14 protein-coding genes are annotated in these 16166 nt (G+C 71.6%); 3 read left to right on the top strand and 11 right to left on the bottom strand.

The annotated features are described in order from the left end of the window. Positions 1-532: 532 nt before the first annotated feature. The 3 genes from FF100_RS24190 to FF100_RS24180 all read right to left on the bottom strand — a co-directional run bounded on the left by FF100_RS24190 (position 533) and on the right by FF100_RS24180 (position 4853). A complete protein-coding gene (locus FF100_RS24190) occupies positions 533-3085 on the bottom strand; it encodes a TonB-dependent receptor (RefSeq protein WP_139038332.1) in 2553 nt (850 codons plus the stop codon). Between the two features lie 128 nt (positions 3086-3213). After that, on the bottom strand, positions 3214-4245 hold the full coding sequence (locus FF100_RS24185) for a FecR family protein (RefSeq protein WP_139038331.1): 1032 nt from the start codon (positions 4243-4245) through the stop codon (positions 3214-3216). A gap of 98 nt (positions 4246-4343) precedes the next feature. After that, the gene (locus tag FF100_RS24180) at positions 4344-4853 is read right to left on the bottom strand and encodes an RNA polymerase sigma factor (protein ID WP_139038330.1); all 510 of its coding nucleotides are present in this window, start codon (positions 4851-4853) and stop codon (positions 4344-4346) included. 356 nt (positions 4854-5209) lie between these two features. On the opposite strand from FF100_RS24180, the gene FF100_RS24175 reads away from it, so the two are divergent. After that, positions 5210-5668 carry a hypothetical protein gene (locus FF100_RS24175; protein WP_139038329.1) on the top strand — a complete coding sequence of 153 codons (459 nt, stop codon included), beginning with the start codon at positions 5210-5212 and terminating at the stop codon, positions 5666-5668. 8 nt (positions 5669-5676) lie between these two features. Here the strand turns inward: FF100_RS24175 and FF100_RS24170 are convergent, their stop codons facing one another. Both FF100_RS24170 and FF100_RS24165 read right to left on the bottom strand, forming a co-directional pair. Continuing rightward, positions 5677-6861: an aminotransferase class V-fold PLP-dependent enzyme gene (locus tag FF100_RS24170; RefSeq protein WP_139038328.1), complete on the bottom strand. Its 1185-nt coding sequence runs from the start codon at positions 6859-6861 to the stop codon at positions 5677-5679. Then, on the bottom strand, positions 6858-7877 hold the full coding sequence (locus FF100_RS24165; RefSeq protein ID WP_246102302.1) for an adenylate/guanylate cyclase domain-containing protein: 1020 nt from the start codon (positions 7875-7877) through the stop codon (positions 6858-6860). Before FF100_RS24165 ends, FF100_RS24170 begins: the two co-directional genes overlap by 4 nt. Positions 7878-8027: 150 nt before the next feature. Here FF100_RS24165 and FF100_RS24160 point away from each other — a divergent pair, with 150 nt between their 5' ends. Then, positions 8028-8282, top strand: a complete 255-nt coding sequence (locus FF100_RS24160; RefSeq protein WP_425463346.1) for a hypothetical protein — start codon at positions 8028-8030, stop codon at positions 8280-8282. A 115-nt stretch (positions 8283-8397) separates the two neighbouring features. Continuing rightward, a complete protein-coding gene (locus FF100_RS24155) occupies positions 8398-9363 on the top strand; it encodes a right-handed parallel beta-helix repeat-containing protein (protein WP_171070309.1) in 966 nt (321 codons plus the stop codon). Positions 9364-9373: 10 nt separating this feature from the next. Here the strand turns inward: FF100_RS24155 and FF100_RS24150 are convergent, their stop codons facing one another. The 6 genes from FF100_RS24150 to FF100_RS24125 form a co-directional block, all read right to left on the bottom strand. Then, on the bottom strand, positions 9374-11095 hold the full coding sequence (locus tag FF100_RS24150) for a GMC family oxidoreductase (RefSeq protein ID WP_139038325.1): 1722 nt from the start codon (positions 11093-11095) through the stop codon (positions 9374-9376). Continuing rightward, positions 11092-11886 carry an ABC transporter permease gene (locus FF100_RS24145; protein WP_139038324.1) on the bottom strand — a complete coding sequence of 265 codons (795 nt, stop codon included), beginning with the start codon at positions 11884-11886 and terminating at the stop codon, positions 11092-11094. Before FF100_RS24145 ends, FF100_RS24150 begins: the two co-directional genes overlap by 4 nt. Next, on the bottom strand, positions 11886-12755 hold the full coding sequence (locus tag FF100_RS24140) for an ABC transporter permease (RefSeq protein WP_139038323.1): 870 nt from the start codon (positions 12753-12755) through the stop codon (positions 11886-11888). The genes FF100_RS24145 and FF100_RS24140 overlap by 1 nt, the downstream gene beginning before the upstream one ends. Positions 12756-13010: 255 nt before the next feature. After that, a complete protein-coding gene (locus tag FF100_RS24135) occupies positions 13011-14081 on the bottom strand; it encodes an ABC transporter substrate-binding protein (protein ID WP_139038322.1) in 1071 nt (356 codons plus the stop codon). A 31-nt stretch (positions 14082-14112) separates the two neighbouring features. Continuing rightward, positions 14113-15414, bottom strand: a complete 1302-nt coding sequence (locus FF100_RS24130) for an NAD(P)/FAD-dependent oxidoreductase (RefSeq protein WP_139038321.1) — start codon at positions 15412-15414, stop codon at positions 14113-14115. A 2-nt stretch (positions 15415-15416) separates the two neighbouring features. After that, on the bottom strand, positions 15417-16151 hold the full coding sequence (locus tag FF100_RS24125) for an HAD-IA family hydrolase (RefSeq protein ID WP_139038320.1): 735 nt from the start codon (positions 16149-16151) through the stop codon (positions 15417-15419). Between the last annotated feature and the right edge of the window lie 15 nt (positions 16152-16166).

The following is a 16166-nucleotide window of genomic DNA, read 5'->3' as shown; positions in this document are numbered from 1 at the left end:
GTGATGAGAGCGCAGGGGGCGCGCCTCGGCCTCCGTTAGTCCTGCGTCTATCGCCCGTATGGTGGGCAAGAGTCAAGACAACATGCCGAAATACCGCGCATGCGCGCGTATATTTTAACTATTCGAAAAACAGATATGGCGGATTTCTCGAGGGTATGGCGGTCGATACGATCCGGTTAGTCGGCGAAGGCGGGGCTGTTATGCTGCTTTGATCACGGCGGCGGTGTTGGGACGGTTGTCGATCGGTGCGGAGAGCCGCGACAGCGATCGTGTCCGCACAAGACGCGGAATCCCCTTTCCAGGCGATGCCGGGCTCGCCCGGTCTCGCTTGGAGAGAGGGGGTAAGGGCGATCGAAGACCGCGCCGGGTGGAGACGGTGCAGGATGACGCACGGCGTATCGACCTGCCAGCACGACGGCCACGGTTCCCTCCTGACGCGCGCCGCCCGCACGCGGGATCGTCGATGTCCGGGCCCCTCCCCCACGCGGGCGAAGGGGGACCCATGCCATTCCTTCCCGGGCCTATCCCTGTCTCAAAAGTCCATCGTCGCCGAGACGATGACCGTGCGGGGCGCCCCCACCGCCAGGAAGCCGCGGGCCGCCGAGGCCCAGTAGGCGTTGTCGAACACGTTCTCGACCACCGCCCGGATCGTCACCGGCTTGTCCGTTGCGCCCCTGAACGTGTAGCGAAGCCCGGCATCGAAGCGGGTCCAGTCGGGCACGCTCTGCGTGTTGGCCTGGTTGTAGAACTGGCCGCTCGTGTAGATGGCACGGCCGGTCAGCGTCAGGCCGGGGGCGAGCCACGGCGGCAGGTCGACCTCGCCGTAGAGGTTGAACGCCACGTCCGGGACGCCGGGCGCGCGGTTGCCGTCGAACGTGCCGCCTGGAGTCCTGACCAGCCGCCCGTCGAGGAAGGTGACGCCGCCGAGGAGCCGCACCCCCGGCAGCGGCTCCCCGAACGCCGAGAGTTCGAGGCCGCGGTTGCGCTGCAGGCCGCTCACCGAGAACCGCCGCGTGGCGTTGTCGGTGAAGGCGTTGGGCTGCTCGATCTCGAACAGCGACGCCGTGACCGCGACGGTGCCGAAATCGTACTTGGCGCCGATCTCCTGCTGCCGGCTCACGATCGGGGCGAACACCTCGTTGGCGTTGATTGCGGCGACCGGCGCGGTCGGCCCAGGCTCGAGCGCCTCGATGTAGTTGCCGTAGAACGAGAGTGCCTCGGTCGGCCGGAACACGGCCGCGATGGCGGGACTGAACCGGCCGCGTTCGTAGGTCGAGGCCAGGGCGCCCAGGGTCGGCCCGGGGCGGGTATTATAGCTCTGCTGGTCTATCTCCTGGAACCGTCCGCCGAGGGTCAGCAGGAAGCGGTCCTCGCCGAGCGACAGGGTATCGGCGATGCCGACGCTGCGCGCGCTGAGCTCCGTGAACAGGGGCCGGTCGTTGGAGCGCGGCAGCAGGGCGGTATTCACCGAGCCGCGGGGCAGATGGACCGGATCGTAGATGTTGGTCTGGAAGACCGGCAGGGTCGGCGCGACGAAGCCGCCGCGGTAGTTCCGGTTGTTCGCCTCGACCGCCGAGACGGTGAGGAAGTGGCCGAGGAATCCGGTCTGGAACTTCGAGCGCAGGCCGACCTCGCCGGTGAGCCCCTGGATCTCCTGGGGCTGGATGGCGAGGGTGTTGGTCGCCCGGCCGGTCAGGCTTGTCACTTGGTAGAACGAGGTGAGGAAGTCCTCGTTGTAGCGGCTGACCCCACCCGCGGCGTAGAGTGTCGTGTCGGGCAGGATGTCGTATTCGATTCGGCCCGCCGCCATGTTCTGGCGGGTGTCGATGTATTCGAGGGAGCTCGCGGTGTTGAGCCGCGGGTTCGGCGCCCGCGGCACCGGAATGTTGGCGGCGACCGAGTTGAACAGCGAGGTCGGCGCCGTGATGTTCTGGGTGTTGTGGACGAGGTCGAGCGAGGCGCGCAAGCGCTCGCCGCGGTAATCGAGACCGAGCGTCGCGACGCCGACCTCGATGGCGTTCTTGTCGAGCGCCGTGTTGCCGTTGCGATAGGACAGGTTGGCCCGCGCGCCCCATTCCCCGTTCGGGCCGAAGCGGCGGCCGAGATCGGCGTGGGTCCAGACCTGCGAGTCGCTGAGATAGGTCGTGGTCAGGCGGGTCAGCGGCTCGTCATAAGCGCGCTTGGGGATCAGGTTGATCGTGCCGCCGACGCGGCCGGTGCCGCCGTTGAGCAGCGCGGTCGGCCCCTTCAGGATCTCGACCCGCTCGATCCCCTCGGTGAACACCCGCCGCGGATTGGCGAGATAGAACAGGCCGTCGAAGCCGACGTCCAGGTTCACGACCGAGAAGCCGCGGATGAAGAACGAGTCGCGCTCGCTGAAGGCCGGCGCGTCGTTGCGCACCGAGGCGTCGTTCAGCACCACGTCGGCGAGGGTGCGCGCCTGCTGGTCGGCGATCAGCTTCTCGGTGAAGCCGGTCACGTTGAACGGCGTCGTCAGGACCGAGCGGTTGCCGAGGAAGCCGACGCGGGTGCCGGTCGCGACCTGGCCGCCCGCGAAGGGCGGCGGCGGCTGCCCCACCGTGCCGGTCGGCGGCGGCAGGCCGGCGGCGCGGGCCGTGGCGGGCCGGCCCTCGACGACGATCTCGTCGAGGCGCACCGTCTCCTCGGGTCTGCCGCCGAGCTGGGCGTAGCGCGGGTTGACCAGGGTGAGGGTCGACGGGCTCACCCGGCGATAGCTCAGGCCCGTCCCGTCGAGGAGCCGGCCGAGCGCCTCCAGCGGCGGGAACGTGCCTTCGAGGCCGGTCGTCGTCAGGGACTGCGTCAGGTCGGTGCCGTAGACCAGCTTGACCTTGGCCTGCTCGGTGAAGCGCACCAGCGCCGGTTCGAGCGGCCCGTCCGGGATCGACAGGGCGACGGCGTCGGCGGGGGCGGCGACGGGCGTCGCCTCGGTCCGTTTCGGGACGCCGCGCGACGTCGCCTGAGCCTGAGCCTGGGCCGTGCCGAGTCCCAGTGCCAGCAGCGACACGCCGGCCAGGGCAAGCCCCGCCAGCCGTCCACATGCAACCCCACGCTCCCGCGCCGCCATTCCGACCACCCCGTCCGTCTGCTCGCAGGGGGGCGGCGCGTTGGTGCGCTCTCGTCCCCCTTACCCGCTTGAGATCAACGAGGCCGCGATCTCCTGACGTCGGTTCGCGCGATTTTTCGAAAAAATCGTCAGAGCGGCGACCCGACCAGGACCAGCAGCGGGGTGACCCGGGCGACGCGCAGCGACAGGCTCGCCGCGATGGCATCGAGCGCCTCGTCGGTGTCGCGCAGGTCGAAGGCGCCGGTGACGCGCCGCGCGCCGGCCTTGGCGTCGAGGAGGACGATGCGCCCGCGGCGGTAGCGCCCGAGGGTGGCCAGCACGTCGGACAGGGGCTCGCCCGAGACGGTCAGGCGCCCGTCGCGCCAGGCCATGGCCCGGCCGACATCCGCCTTCACGACGCTGGCGGCGGCCCCGTCCGGCGCGATCACCGCTTCGCCGGCCGAGACGGGGAGGTGCCGGCCCGCGATCCCGACATCGACCCGGCCCTCGGCGACGCCGACCGGCCGCATGGCCTCGTCGGCGCGCACCACGAAGACCGTGCCGACCGCCCGGACGCTCACGCCGCCGCCCTCGACGACGAAGGGCCGGCCGGGATCGCGCGCCACGTCGAACACCGCCTCGCCGCGCAGGAGCGCGACCCGGCGCTCCGCCCCGGAGAAGCGCAGCGCGATCGCCGTGCCGGTATTCAGGTCGACGCGGCTGCCGTCGCTGAGGGTGGCGTGCGTGATGGCGCCGACGCCGCTCCACAGGTCGGCCCGCAGCCAGTCGGCGAGGCCCGCCTGCCAGGCCAGGGTGGTGCCGAGCACCAGGACGGCCGCCAGCCCGGCTGGCCCCTTGGCCTGTCCCTTGCCCGTGGCCTGTCCCTTGCCTTTGGTCTGTCCCTCGGCCTGCCCTTGGGCTGTGCGGTGCCGCCGGGCATCCGGCACGTGGCCGAGCCGGTGCCAGAATTCCTCCATCTCGGCATGCGCCGCCGCATGGGCCGGATCCGCGGCGAGCCAGGCCGCGAAGGCCGTGCGGTCGGCCTCGGTCGCGTCGGACGAGGACAGGCGCACGACCCAGGCCGCCGCCTCCGCCTCGACCGGGTCCTCGTCGCGAGGCTCCGGCCCGCTCGGGTCCGGACCGTCCCGGTCCTGCGCGTCGGTCCCGTCTCTGATCGCCACGGCCAGGCCCCCCGGGTCCCACCAAGGCCCGGACGGTCCGTGGATGCAAGCCCCACCGACCATGATCGCCGAGCGGCCGGATTCCTGACGTCCGTTGTTTAGAAAAGATCGCCGCAGCGGCGCCGGCAATGGAGGAGCGCCTTGATCAGGTGCTTCTCGACCATGTTGCGGCTGATCCCGAGCCGGGCGGCGACCTCGCCGTTCGGCAGCCCGTCGATCCGCGCGAGCAGGAACGCCTCGCGGCAGCGCGGCGGCAAGTCGTCGATCGCCGCCGCGAGCCGCCGCAGCTCCTGGCGCGCCATCGCCTGGCGCTCGGGCAGGGCGTGCCCGTCGGCGAGGCCGGCCCAGTCGTCGTCGCCGACCGACTGGAAGATCGTGCCTTCGAGCCGCTGCCGGTTGCGCATCCGGCGGGCCACGTTGCTGGCGATCTGGAACAGGAAGGCGGAGGGCTGCTCGATCGTCGTCCGGGAGAGCGCCGCCAGCATCAGCAGATAGGTCTCCTGATGCGCGTCCGCCGCGTCCGCCGGGTTCCCGAGCCGTCGCGTCAGGAAGCGCCGCAGCTTCACGCCGTCGCCCCGATGCAGCGCATCGATCGAGATTGGCTGCATGACCCAACTCCGGACCTGTCTCAACTCTCCCTTGATCAGGAAAACATCCCGGATACGATTGCACAAGCAGGGCATGAAAGGTCAAGTCTTCATCTTATTTCATATGGTTCTAAACTGTGCGCCATGCCCCAGTGTAAGCCTTTGTGTTTCTGCCGGAAATAATTCCCGCGGGGGTTGGGTTCGGCGTGCCGCGCGACGGAGGTCGGCCGGTGAAATCTCGGGATTGTTGCCCGGATGCAACGACCTGGGGATCGGACAGGGGCTCCGCCCCGTCCGACACAGCCCGATCCCTGCCGGGAACACCCGTCGCCGTCAGGCCTTGACCCCCGCGCGTCGCGTCGGGAGGGCAGGGCACCATGCAGGGATACGGCGCATCGTTCGGCATCGGGTTCGTCGCCGGCCTGCGCAGCATGACGGCCTGCGCCGCGCTCACCGTCGCGGCCTCGCGGGGACGAACGCAGGGCGGATTCATCCCGGGGACCCCGGCGGCGCGAGGTCTGACCGCCGCGGCGGCCGTCGCCGAGATGGCCGGCGACAAGATGCCGTTCGCGCCGGACAGGCGCATTCCGCCCTCCTTCGCGGCCCGCCTCGCCATCGGCGCCGTCGGCGGTTGGGCGCTCGCCGGGCATGACGCCGCGCCGAACGCCGCGGCGCTCGCCGGGCTTGCCGGCGCCGTCGCCGGGACGCTGATCGGCCGCGCCGCGCGGGGGCCGGATTCTCGCACCGCGGCCGGACGCGTCCGGGGCCTCGCCGAGGATGCCGCCGCCCTCGGGCTCGCCGCCCTGGTGGTCTCGGCCGCCGAGCGGCGGGCGTGATCGCGGGTTCAGTCCCGGCGCGACAGGACGGCGAACGCGGCGACGAACCGGTCGATCTCGTCCTCGGTGTTGTAGCAGTGGGGCGAGGCCCGCAGCAGGGCCGGCAGCTGCCGCGCCCGCGCGTCGAGCAGGGTGCTTGACGGCTGCGAGACGCTGACGTTGAAGCCCGACCGGGTGAGGGCCGCCTTCAGCCTGTCCGGATCGCGGTCGCCGACCGAGAGCGTCACGATGGCCGCGGGATCGGGGCCGAGGTCGTGGATCGTGACGCCGGGGAGGTCCCGGAGGCCGTCGCGCAGGCGCCCCGAGAGGGCGCGGCAGCGCGCCTCGATCGCCTCGAGGCCGAGGCCGAGCGCGTAATCGACCGCGCGCCCGAGGCCGAGGCGGGCGGCGTAGTTGTTCTCCCAGGTCTCGAAGCGACGGGCATCCGGCCGCATCTCGTAGCGGTCGGGCGCGACCCAGGACGCGGCGAAATGGTCGATCATCGGCGGCTCCAGCCGCCGCAGGAGATCGCGCCGGATGTAGAGGAAGCCGGTGCCGCGGGGGCCGCGCAGGAACTTGCGGCCGGTGGCCGAGAGGATGTCGCAGCCGATCTCGTCGACCCGGGTCGGCATCTGGCCGACCGCCTGGCAGGCGTCGAGCAGGTAGGTGACGCCGTGCGCCCGCGTGATCCGCCCGACCGCCGCGGCGGGATTGCGCAGGCCGCCATTGGTCGGGACCCAGGTGATCGCGACGAGCTTCACCCGCCCGTCGATCATCCGCGCCAGGGCTTCCGGGTCGAGCACCCCTTCGGCGTCGTCGGGGATCACCTCGACGACCGCGCCGGTGCGCCGCGCCACCTGCAGGAAGGCGACGTAGTTGGCCGCGTATTCGGCCCGCGTCGTGAGGATCCGGTCGCCCGGGCGGAAGGACAGGGCGTAGAAGGCCAGCTGCCAGGCGACCGTGGCGTTCTCGGTCAGGGCGATCTCGTCACGCCCGGCGCCGAGGAGGCGTGCCACGCTGTCGTAGACGCCGTCGAGGACGGCCGCCGCCTCGCCGGCGGCCTCGTACCCGCCGATCTCGGCCTCCCGGGTCAGGTGGCCGAGCATCGCGTCGAGCACCGGGCGCGGCATCAGGCCGGCGCCGGCATTGTTGAGGTGGACGCGGTGCGCGACCCCCGGGGTCTCGGACCGGAGCTGGGCGATGTCGAGGCTCACGGGATTGTCCTTTTGGAAGAGGGCTGCGTCTCGGCAGGGCGGCGGTGGATCGCCGCGATGCGCAGCGGCTCCTTGCGGCCGCGCAAGGCCCGTTCGCCGAGATCCGCCACGCGGAGGTCGTCGGGCAGCGGCCCGAGGCGCTCGAGGAGGTCGCCCGAGACGATGACCGCGACGTCGAGTTCCTTGGCCAGCCCCTCGAGCCGGCTCGTCGTGTTCAAGGCATCGCCGAAATACGCGATCTTGCGCCGCTCGAGGCCGATCTCGGCGGTCACCACCGGGCCGCAATGCAAAGCGGCGCGCAGGCGCGGGACGGCGCCGAACCGGGTGATCCAGTAGTCCGGCTCCGCCTCGATGGTGCGGATGACGTCGAATACGCAAGCCAGGCAGGCCGCGTCCCGGGTGCCCCGCTCCATCGACCAGCTCACCAGGGCCATGTCGCCGACATAGTCGTCGATCGAGCCGCGGGCCCGGCGCACCGGCAGGGCGAGGGCGGCGAAGATCGCCCCGAGCCAGCTCTGGGCGGCGAGGTCGCCGTGCTCCTCGGCGAAGCGCGTCGAGCCCGCCACGTCGAGGAAGAGGAAGATCCGCTCCTCGGTGATCGGGCGGTGATAGCGGCCGACCAGCAGGCTCGTGAACACCCGCGGGCCCATCAGGTCGCGGACCCGGAACACGAAGGTCGCGAGCGCCGAGATCCCGAGCGCGTAGGCGAAGCCGGCCTCCGACATCGTCATGGCGGTGCGGGCATCCGGCATGAAGCCGAAGCCGCGATGCAGGATCGTGCCGGCGACCGCATTGCCCAGGACGATCATCGCCACGTAGGTCGCCAGCGTCGCGACCGCGAAGACCGGCGTCGCGGCCCGGCGCGTCAGGGTGCGCCAGCGCGGAAGGAGCAGGCCGCGCTCGTAGAGCATCAGCGGTGCGCCGATGAACACGCCCCGGATCACCGAGACGGTGGGTTCGACGCCGAGGACGGCGCCGTAGAGCAGGCCCGCCAGGGCGCCGATGGTCGGCGCCACCAGCCAGAAGCGGGCGCGGAACGGGGCCGCCGCGCGACGAGGGCCCGGCTCGCCGGGACGGGCGCCGCCCGGAGCGGCCAGCCGCCGCGGGGAGAGGTCGATCGCGATTCCAGGCCTCCTGTCGGCAGGGCTCGGCGCGGCCGCGACACCATGCGGCTCCCCCGGGTGGAAATGAATCCGTTCCGCGCCTATATGGGCGTCATGGCAGACAACACTTCCACTCCCTACACCATCGAAATTTCCCCGATCACCAAGCCGGCCGGGCAGTTCCAGTGGGCGATCCGCCGGAACGGCAAGCTGATCGAGCGGTCCGACCGCCCGCATCCGACGGAGGCCAAGGCCGAGGCCAGCGCGCTCGCCGCCGTCGAGCGCAGCATGCACTCCGCGGGCACCGGACGCTGGTAGGTGCTCGTCGCCGGGCCATGCTTCCGGCGATCCCACCCCTCGTGATGTCGAAGACGGACGGAGCCCTCCGCGCTCCGTCCGTCTTCGCGCGTGCGGCGTAATGCCGATCGCGCTCATGATGCCGCCTGAGCCGCCCGCCCTGGTGCGGCGGTTGGCAGCCGCGCCCTGCGACGCGGCCGTCCGCGCCCGCCTGCTCGCGCCGCCGGAAGCGGGCGAGGCGGAGATCCCGCTCACCTGTTCCTTGCGCCTCGCGCCGGGCGACCGGGTGCTCAAGCGCCTGGTGATCGAGGGGTCGGCGGCGTCCAACCTCACCCTCGACTGCGCCGGGGCCACCCTCGGCGTGCCGGGCGAGCCGGCGCATCTCGGCGCCTACACGATCGCGATCCGCTCCCGTCCCCCCGCCCGGCCGGGTGGCCCATGGGATCGCCCGTCCGGCATCCGCATCCGCGACTGCACGGTGTTCGGCCACATCCGGATCTGGGGCCTGGGCGAGAACGGCCAGGGGCCGCTGGTGCGCGAGTCGTCGCACAGCCTCGGCCATACCGAGCGGGCGCAAGCCGCCGCGCCGACCGACGTGACCATCACCGGCACCACGATCACGGCGGCCGGGCCGATCCCGCTCTATCTCGGGCCCGGCGTCACCCGGGTCACCCTGCGGGGCTCGCGGCTCGCCGGCCGCTCGGTCTCGACGGCTTTCTACCTCGACGCCGAGAGCGCCGAGAACCGCATCGAGGACAACGACATCGAGACCGAGACCGGCCGCGAGCTGGTCGCGGTCGACGGCTCGGCCCGCAACCGCATCACCGGCAACCGCTTCACCCTGCGCGGCCAGGGCGGCGTGCGCCTCTACCGCAATTGCGGCGAGGGCGGCACGGTGCGCCACCAGACCCCCTCGGACAACGTCGTCACCGGCAACGTCTTCCGCACCAGCGGGTTCTTCCAGGCCGCACCGATCGTGGTCAATTCCCGCAACGGCTGGCGCCTGACCTGCGGCGAGGATGCCGGCTATCCCTTCGGCAGCAGCGTCGACAACCGCGACAACGGCACCGGCAACGTGGTGGCGCCGAACACGGTGGAGTGAGGGGCGGAGGCTACTCGCCTGACGGCGCATCCCCGTCCCGCCGGATCAGGTCGGCGACGCGCTCGGCCATCATCACGGTCGGGATGTTGGTGTTGGCCCGCGGGATCGTCGGCATCAGGGAGGCGTCGCAGACGCGCAACGATTCGACGCCGCGCACCCGGGCGAACCCGTCGCAGACGCTCATCGGGTCGTCGGCCGCCCCCATGCGGCAGGTGCCGGACGGGTGCCAGGTACCGCCGACCTCGGCGGCCACGAAGGCGTCGAGCGCCCGCTCGTCGGCGAGCAGCTGGCCAAGGGTGACGCCCTGGGTCACGAGGCCGTGGATCAGCGCCGCCCGGGCCGGGCCGGCGCAGTCGAGGAGCCCCGACAGGATCCCGCGCTGCGCCGCCGGCCAGGGCCTCGGCGCCGCCGCCCGGGCGACGCGGGGCGAATAGCTCGCCGGGAAGACCGGGCCGCGAAGAGCCGCGAGCGACGGATCGCACAGGGCCCGGGCGCCCCGGCGGACTGCGTCCGCCAGCCGGGTGCGGTCGCGGGGATCGGACAGCATGCGGAAATCGACCACCGGCTCGGTCCGCGGGTCGGGCGAGGCCAGGACCACCTCGCCGCGCGAATACGACTTGTTGACCCAGAAGAAGATCCCGCCGATCCGGCAGCCTAAGCTGTGCCAGCCCGTCCGCGACAGGATCGCGCCGTGCATGTCTCCGTGCGGCGTGCCGGGCAGGCCTGAGGAATAGCGCAGGATCGCCTGCTCGTGGTGCTCGCCCCGGTCGCGGACCCGGCCGGCCCGGGTCAGGTAGGCCGAGACCGCGATCGAGGGATGCTCCATCAGGTTGCGGCCGATGCCCGGCCGGTCGGCGATCACCGGCAGGCCGTGCCGGCGCAGCATCGCCCCCGGTCCGACGCCGCTGCGCATGAGGAGGGCCGGGCTGTGGATCGCGCCCGCCGCCACCACGACGTGGTCGGCGGGAATCGTCTCAGGGTTTCCGCCGGCGAGCGGCGCCACCATCGCGCCGACCGCGCGCCGGCCCTCGAACAGGATGCGCTCGGCGAGGAAGCCGGTGCGCACGGTCAGGTTCTCGCGCGCCCGCACCGCGGGCGTCAGGTAGGCCACCGAGACCGGCACCCGCTCGCCGGCATCCGAGATCGCGGTGGTGCCGATATAGACCCCGTCGCGCCAGGGCCCGTTCTGGTCGGCGCCGGCCGGGTGCCCTTGCGCCGCGAGCGCCCGCATCGTGGCGGCGACGAAGGGGGAGAGCTGGTCCGGGGTGGCGCGGCGGATCGGCAGGGGGCCGTCCCGGCCGTGCAACTCCCCGCCGCAATCGCGGTCGGATTCGAGCTTGCGGAAATAGGGCAGGCACGCCTCCCACGACCAGCCTTCCGCGCCGAGCGCGCCCCACTCGTCGTAGTCGCCCGGCGCGCCGCGATTGGCCATCATGGCGTTGATCGCCGAGCCGCCGCCGAGGCGCCGTGCCTGCTCGTAAGCCCGCGGCGGCGGTGATTCCGTGCGGTTGCCGGCAGGTGCGCCCATCCGGGCGGTCAGCGCCGGCCAGATGTTGCGCGGGTCGAGATAGGCCCGGCCCGGGTAGCGGCTGCGGATCTCCGGAGGCATCCCCGCTTCGGTCAGGTCGTCGCCCGCCTCCACCAGCGTGACGCGGAACGACGGCTCCTCGGAGAGACGCGCGGCGAGGACGCAGCCGGCCGAGCCGCCGCCGAGGATCAGGATCGCGGTCATGCGCCGGTGCGGGCCTTGCGGGCGCTCAGGCTCGCCAGCACCACCACGATCAGCGAGGCGGCGGTGAGGAGCGAGGAGATCGCCGCGATGGTCGGATCGATCTCGTCGCGGAGCGCCGTGAACATCCGCTTCGTCAGGGTCTGGTTCTGGCCGCCGGCGATGAAGATCGCCACCACCGTCTCGTCGAGGGCCGAGATGAAGGCGAACAGAGCGCCCGAGACCACGCTCGGGCGGATCTGCGGCAAGGTGACGGCGAGGAAGGCGCGCAGGCGGTTCATGCCGAGGCTGCGCGCCACCATCTCCTGCGCCGGATCGAAGCCGCGCAGGCCCGCCAGCACCGCGGTGACGACGTAGGGGGTGGCCAGCATCACGTTGGCGAGCACCAGCCCCGGCAGGGTGGCGAGCAGCCCGGTCTTCGCGAAGACGAAGAACACCCCGATCGCCGTGATCACGATCGGCACGACCAGCGGCAGGAGCAGGATCACGGTCAGGCTGCGGGCGAGGCGCCCGCCGCTCATGCTGAGCGCGTAGGCCGCCGCCGTCCCGATCAGGGTCGCGCCGAGCGCGGTGGCGAGGGCGACGCCGAGGCTGACCCGCGCCGCCTGCATCCAGGCCGGGTTGCCGAAGAACGCCTCGTACCAGCGGACGGAATAGCCCGGTGGCGGGAAGGTGAGGAACCGCGCGTTCGAGAACGACATCGGCACCACGATCAGGATCGGCAGCACCAGGAACAGCAGCACCAGGCCGACGACGAGGCCGAGCGCGAGGCGGGCGGGGAGCGAGGCCGGCATCAGCGCGCTCCCATGATGCGCTCGAGGGGGACCACCCGGGAGGCGAGCCAGAACAGGGCGGCGACGCAGACCAGCAGCACGACCCCGATGGCGCTCGCCGCGCCCCACTGGTTGTAGATCTCGACGTTGCGGCTCACCAGCATCGACACCATGAAGGTGCGCCCGCCGCCGAGCAGCTCCGGCGTGATGTAGAAGCCGAGCGCCAGCACGAAGACCAGCACCGTGCCGGCGACGACGCCCGGCATCGAGAGCGGCAGGAACACCCGCAGGAAGACGTGGAAGGGGCCGCCGCCGAGGCTGGCGCCGGCGAGCATCAGGTCGCGGGGGATGCGCTGCATCGTGGCGGCGAGCGGCAGCACCATGAAGGGCAGGAGGATGTGCAGGGTGGCCAGCACCGTGCCGAACTCGTTGTTGATCAGCGCGATCGGCTGGTCGGTGAGGCCGAGCCCCTGGAGCATCCCGTTCACCAGGCCGCGGCGCTGCAGCAGCACCATCCAGGCATAGGCGCGCACCAGCACGCTGGTCCAGAACGGCAGGATCACCAGGCCGAGCACCACGACGCTCCAGCGCCGCGGCAGGGTCGCGGCGGCGTAGGCGACGGGATAGCCGAGGAGCAACGCCAGCACCGTGACGGTGAACGCGATCCGGAAGGTGAGCAGGAAGCTGCGCCAGTAGATGTCCTCGGTGAGGAACCGGCGATAGTGCTCGAGGGTGAAGGCCCCGTCGGTGGTGACCGACTGCACGGCGAGCCAGGCGAGCGGCACCACGAGCAGGGCCGCGACGACCGCGAGGGCGGGGCTCAGCAGGGCGAGGACGAGGAGCCGCTCGCGCCGCTCGTGCCGCCGCAGGGCGGGGCTGGGGTGGGTCATGGCGGTGTGTCCGGAGGGCATGGACTCGGCTGGGTGACGGACAGTTCAGGACCGTGCCGCCGCGAACCCTCCCCCCTCTGCGGGGAAGGGTGCCCCGCGAATGCGGGGCGGGAGAGGGGACGCCGCTTCCGGAGATGTCGCGACCGTGGTGACGGGTGCCGCCTGGATCAGCGTCGCGCTGCCCCTCTCCCGGCTCACTGCGTTCGCCACCCTCCCCCGCAGAGGGGGGGAGGGGTCAGGGCGCGTCGCGCCCCCTCACTTCTTCTGCACGAAATCCGCCCAGCGCTTCAGCGCCGCGTCGCCGGCCTCCGAAGTCCACCACTCGGCCGAGAGCACCGCCTGCTTCTTGGCGTTCTCCGGCGCGCTCGGCAGCTTGGCGGCGAGGGAGGCCGGGATGATGCCGGTGTCGAAGGCGGCCGGGTTGCCGGGGCCGTACGGGATGTTGAGCGGCAGGTTGGCCTGGAGCTTCGGGTCGATCGCCTCGTTCACGAACCTCACGGCGGTCGCGAGATTCGGGGCGTTCTTCAGGATGCAGAGCGAGGTGTTCTGCAGGACACCCTGGTTGAAGGTGTAGTCGGCATCCGCGCCGGCCTCCATCACCGCCGAGACGCGGCCGTTCCAGATCATCTCCATGTCGACCTCGCCGCCCTGGATCAGCAGGGCCGACTGGCCGCCGGAGGTCCACCAGACCGCGATATGCGGCTTGATCTGTTCGAGCTTGCGGAAGGCGCGGTCGACGTCGAGGGGGTAGAGCTTGTCGGGCGCGACGCCGTCGGCCATCAGCGCGGCCTCCAGCGTCGCGAACGGGTGGTTGCGCAGCGCCCGGGCGCCCGGGAATTTCTTCACGTCCCAGAAATCGGCCCAGCTCTGCGGCGGATTCTTGCCGTACTTGCTCTTGTTGTAGGCCAGAACGCTCGAATAGAACTCGTAGGGGACGGAGTACTCGGTCTTGTACTCCGCCGGGATCGCCGCGGCGTTCGGGATCTTCGCGAAATCGAGCTTCTCGATCAGCCCGGCCTTGCCGCCGCGCACGCAATCCTGGGTCGGGGTGTCGACCACGTCCCAGGTCGGCTTGCCGGTCGCGCCCTGCGTGCGGATCACCGGCCAGGCGTCGGGGGCGCTGTCCTGGTTGATGGTGATGCCGAGCGCCTTGGCGGCCGGATCGAGGATCGCCTTGGTCTGGGCCTGCTGGTAGGCGCCGCCCTGCGACACGAAGGTGATCTGCTCGGCGGCGAGAGCCGGACCGGCCGCGCCGGCGAGGCAGGCCAGGACGGTCGAACGAAGCACGGTCGAACGAAGCACGGTCCAACGAAGCAGTGACGCCATCTCGACTTCCCCTCTGTTTGACCACGCCGTCTCAGCGGCCGATCGAGTCCAGGAACTGGTACCAGCCGGCGACGAGCCGGATCACCGGCTCGCGCAAGCCGTAGAACGGGACGGGCTGGAAGCCGCCGGCGCCGAGGAGCGCCACGTCCGGGTCCTCGCCGAGGGCGAACGACGCCGCGAGGCCGCCGAGATGGCTCGACATCGCGACCCCGGCGCCGTTGTAGCCCATAGCGAAGCTGACCCGGTCGTCGAGCCGCCCGACATGCGGCAGCGCGTCGAGCGTCATCCCGACGAGGCCCGACCAGCGATAGGCGATCGCCGTGTCGGCGAGTGCCGGGAAGGTGCGCACCATCGCCTGGCGCAAGGTCGCGAAGGCGGCTTCGGAATCGGAGCGCCCGAAGGCGCCGCGGCCGCCGAACACCATCCGGTCATCGACCATGCGGAACCAGCGCATCATCCGCCGGGTCTCGACGTAGATCCGCCGGCTCGGCAGGATCGCGGCGCGCAGGTTGTCCGACAGCGGCTCGGTGGCGAGGATCGCGCTGCGGAACGGAATCAGGCGGGTGCGCAAGGGCGCGGCCGCCCCGGTGAGATCGGTGTAGCCGTTCGTCGCCACGATCACCTGGCGCGCCCGCACCGCGCCGCCCGGCGTCTCGACCCGGATGCCGCCCGCCTCCCGGTGGACGCGCAACGCCGGGCTCGCCTCGTGGATCGCGATGCCCTTGTCCGCGACCGCCCGGGCGAGGCCACGGGCATAGTTGAGCGGATGCAGGCCGCCGGCCTTCGCCGAGAGCACGCCGCCGACGAAATCCTGCGAGCCGGTCTCCGCCGCCACCTCCTCGGCGGACAGGACCGAGACCGAGCCGTCGCCCATCTCCCGGCGCATCCACTCGCCGTCGGCGATCGCCCCCGCCAGGGTGGTGGGTGTGTGGGCGCATTTGAGCTGGCCGACCCGGGCGTAGTTCGCCTCCACGATGCCGTGCTCGGCGATCAGCCGCTCCAGGGTCCCGACCGAGTCGTACGCGATGGCGTGCATGCGCTTGGCCACCGCGAGGCCGTGCCGGCTCGCGATCGCCTGGAAGGACGGCCGGAACTTCGCCGAGACGACGCCGCCGTTGCGCCCGCTGGCACCCCAGCCGATCGCGTTGGCCTCCAGCACCACCGCCCTTTCGCCGCGTTCGGCCAGGGCCAAGGCCGCGGAGAGCCCGGTATAGCCGCCGCCGATGATCGCGACGTCCGCCTGGACGTCGCGGTCGAGGGGCCCGAAGCGTCCGGCCGGCGCCGCGTCGGCGGCCCAGAGCGAGGCGGCCGGAGGCTTCGGGAAGGCATCCATCGTCAGGCCGCCTGCCGGGCGGCCGCCGCGAAGGCCGCGTCGGCGGCGTCGGCGAGCTTCTCCAGGGTCGGGAAATGATAGTCGGGGGTGGTCAGCCGCTCGGGCTCTGGCGTGCCGCCGAACCCTTCGAGGCCCTGGCGGCGCTCGATCCAGCAGACGGTGTAGCCGAGGTCCCGGGCGACGCCGATGTCGTGGTACTGGCTCTGGGCGACATGGAGCATGTCGCTCTGCTTGTAGCCGAGAGCCGATTGCCGGCCGCGGTTGAAGGCGAAGAACTGCGGATTCGGCTTGGCGACGCCGGTATCGTCGTAGGTCACGCTGTCGTGGAACGGGCTCCCGAGGGTGTGGGAATAGAACGAGAAGGCCGAGCGGTCGGCATTCGTCATCGCGACGAGGCGGTAATGCTTGCGCAGGCGCTTGAGCGCCGCCACCGAATCGGAGAAGGCAGGCCAGCGCAGCACCGAGAGCTGGAACGCGTCGGCATCGGCGTCCGAGTTCGGGAAGCCGAACTCACGCGCGACGTGGCGGTAGACGTCGGCGAAGACTTCGCTCGACCGCTCGTAGTTGAGCTCGCGGCCCTTGAGGTAGGAGGCGAAGAGCGTCGCGTCGCTCAAGCTCTCCGGGCTGCGGCCCGAGACGGCGCGCAGCTGGTCGAGAATGCCCTTCTCGAAGTCGATCAGGGTGCCGACGACGTCGAAGGTGAGGACCTTGAAGGTGTCGAGGGTGGCAGCGGGCATGGGCGATCCTTCCAA

It is taken from the genome of Methylobacterium terricola, assembly GCF_006151805.1.
Lineage (GTDB): Bacteria > Pseudomonadota > Alphaproteobacteria > Rhizobiales > Beijerinckiaceae > Methylobacterium > Methylobacterium terricola.
The sequence above is the reverse complement of the archived record's forward strand: the minus strand, read 5'-3'. Positions and strand labels throughout refer to the sequence as shown.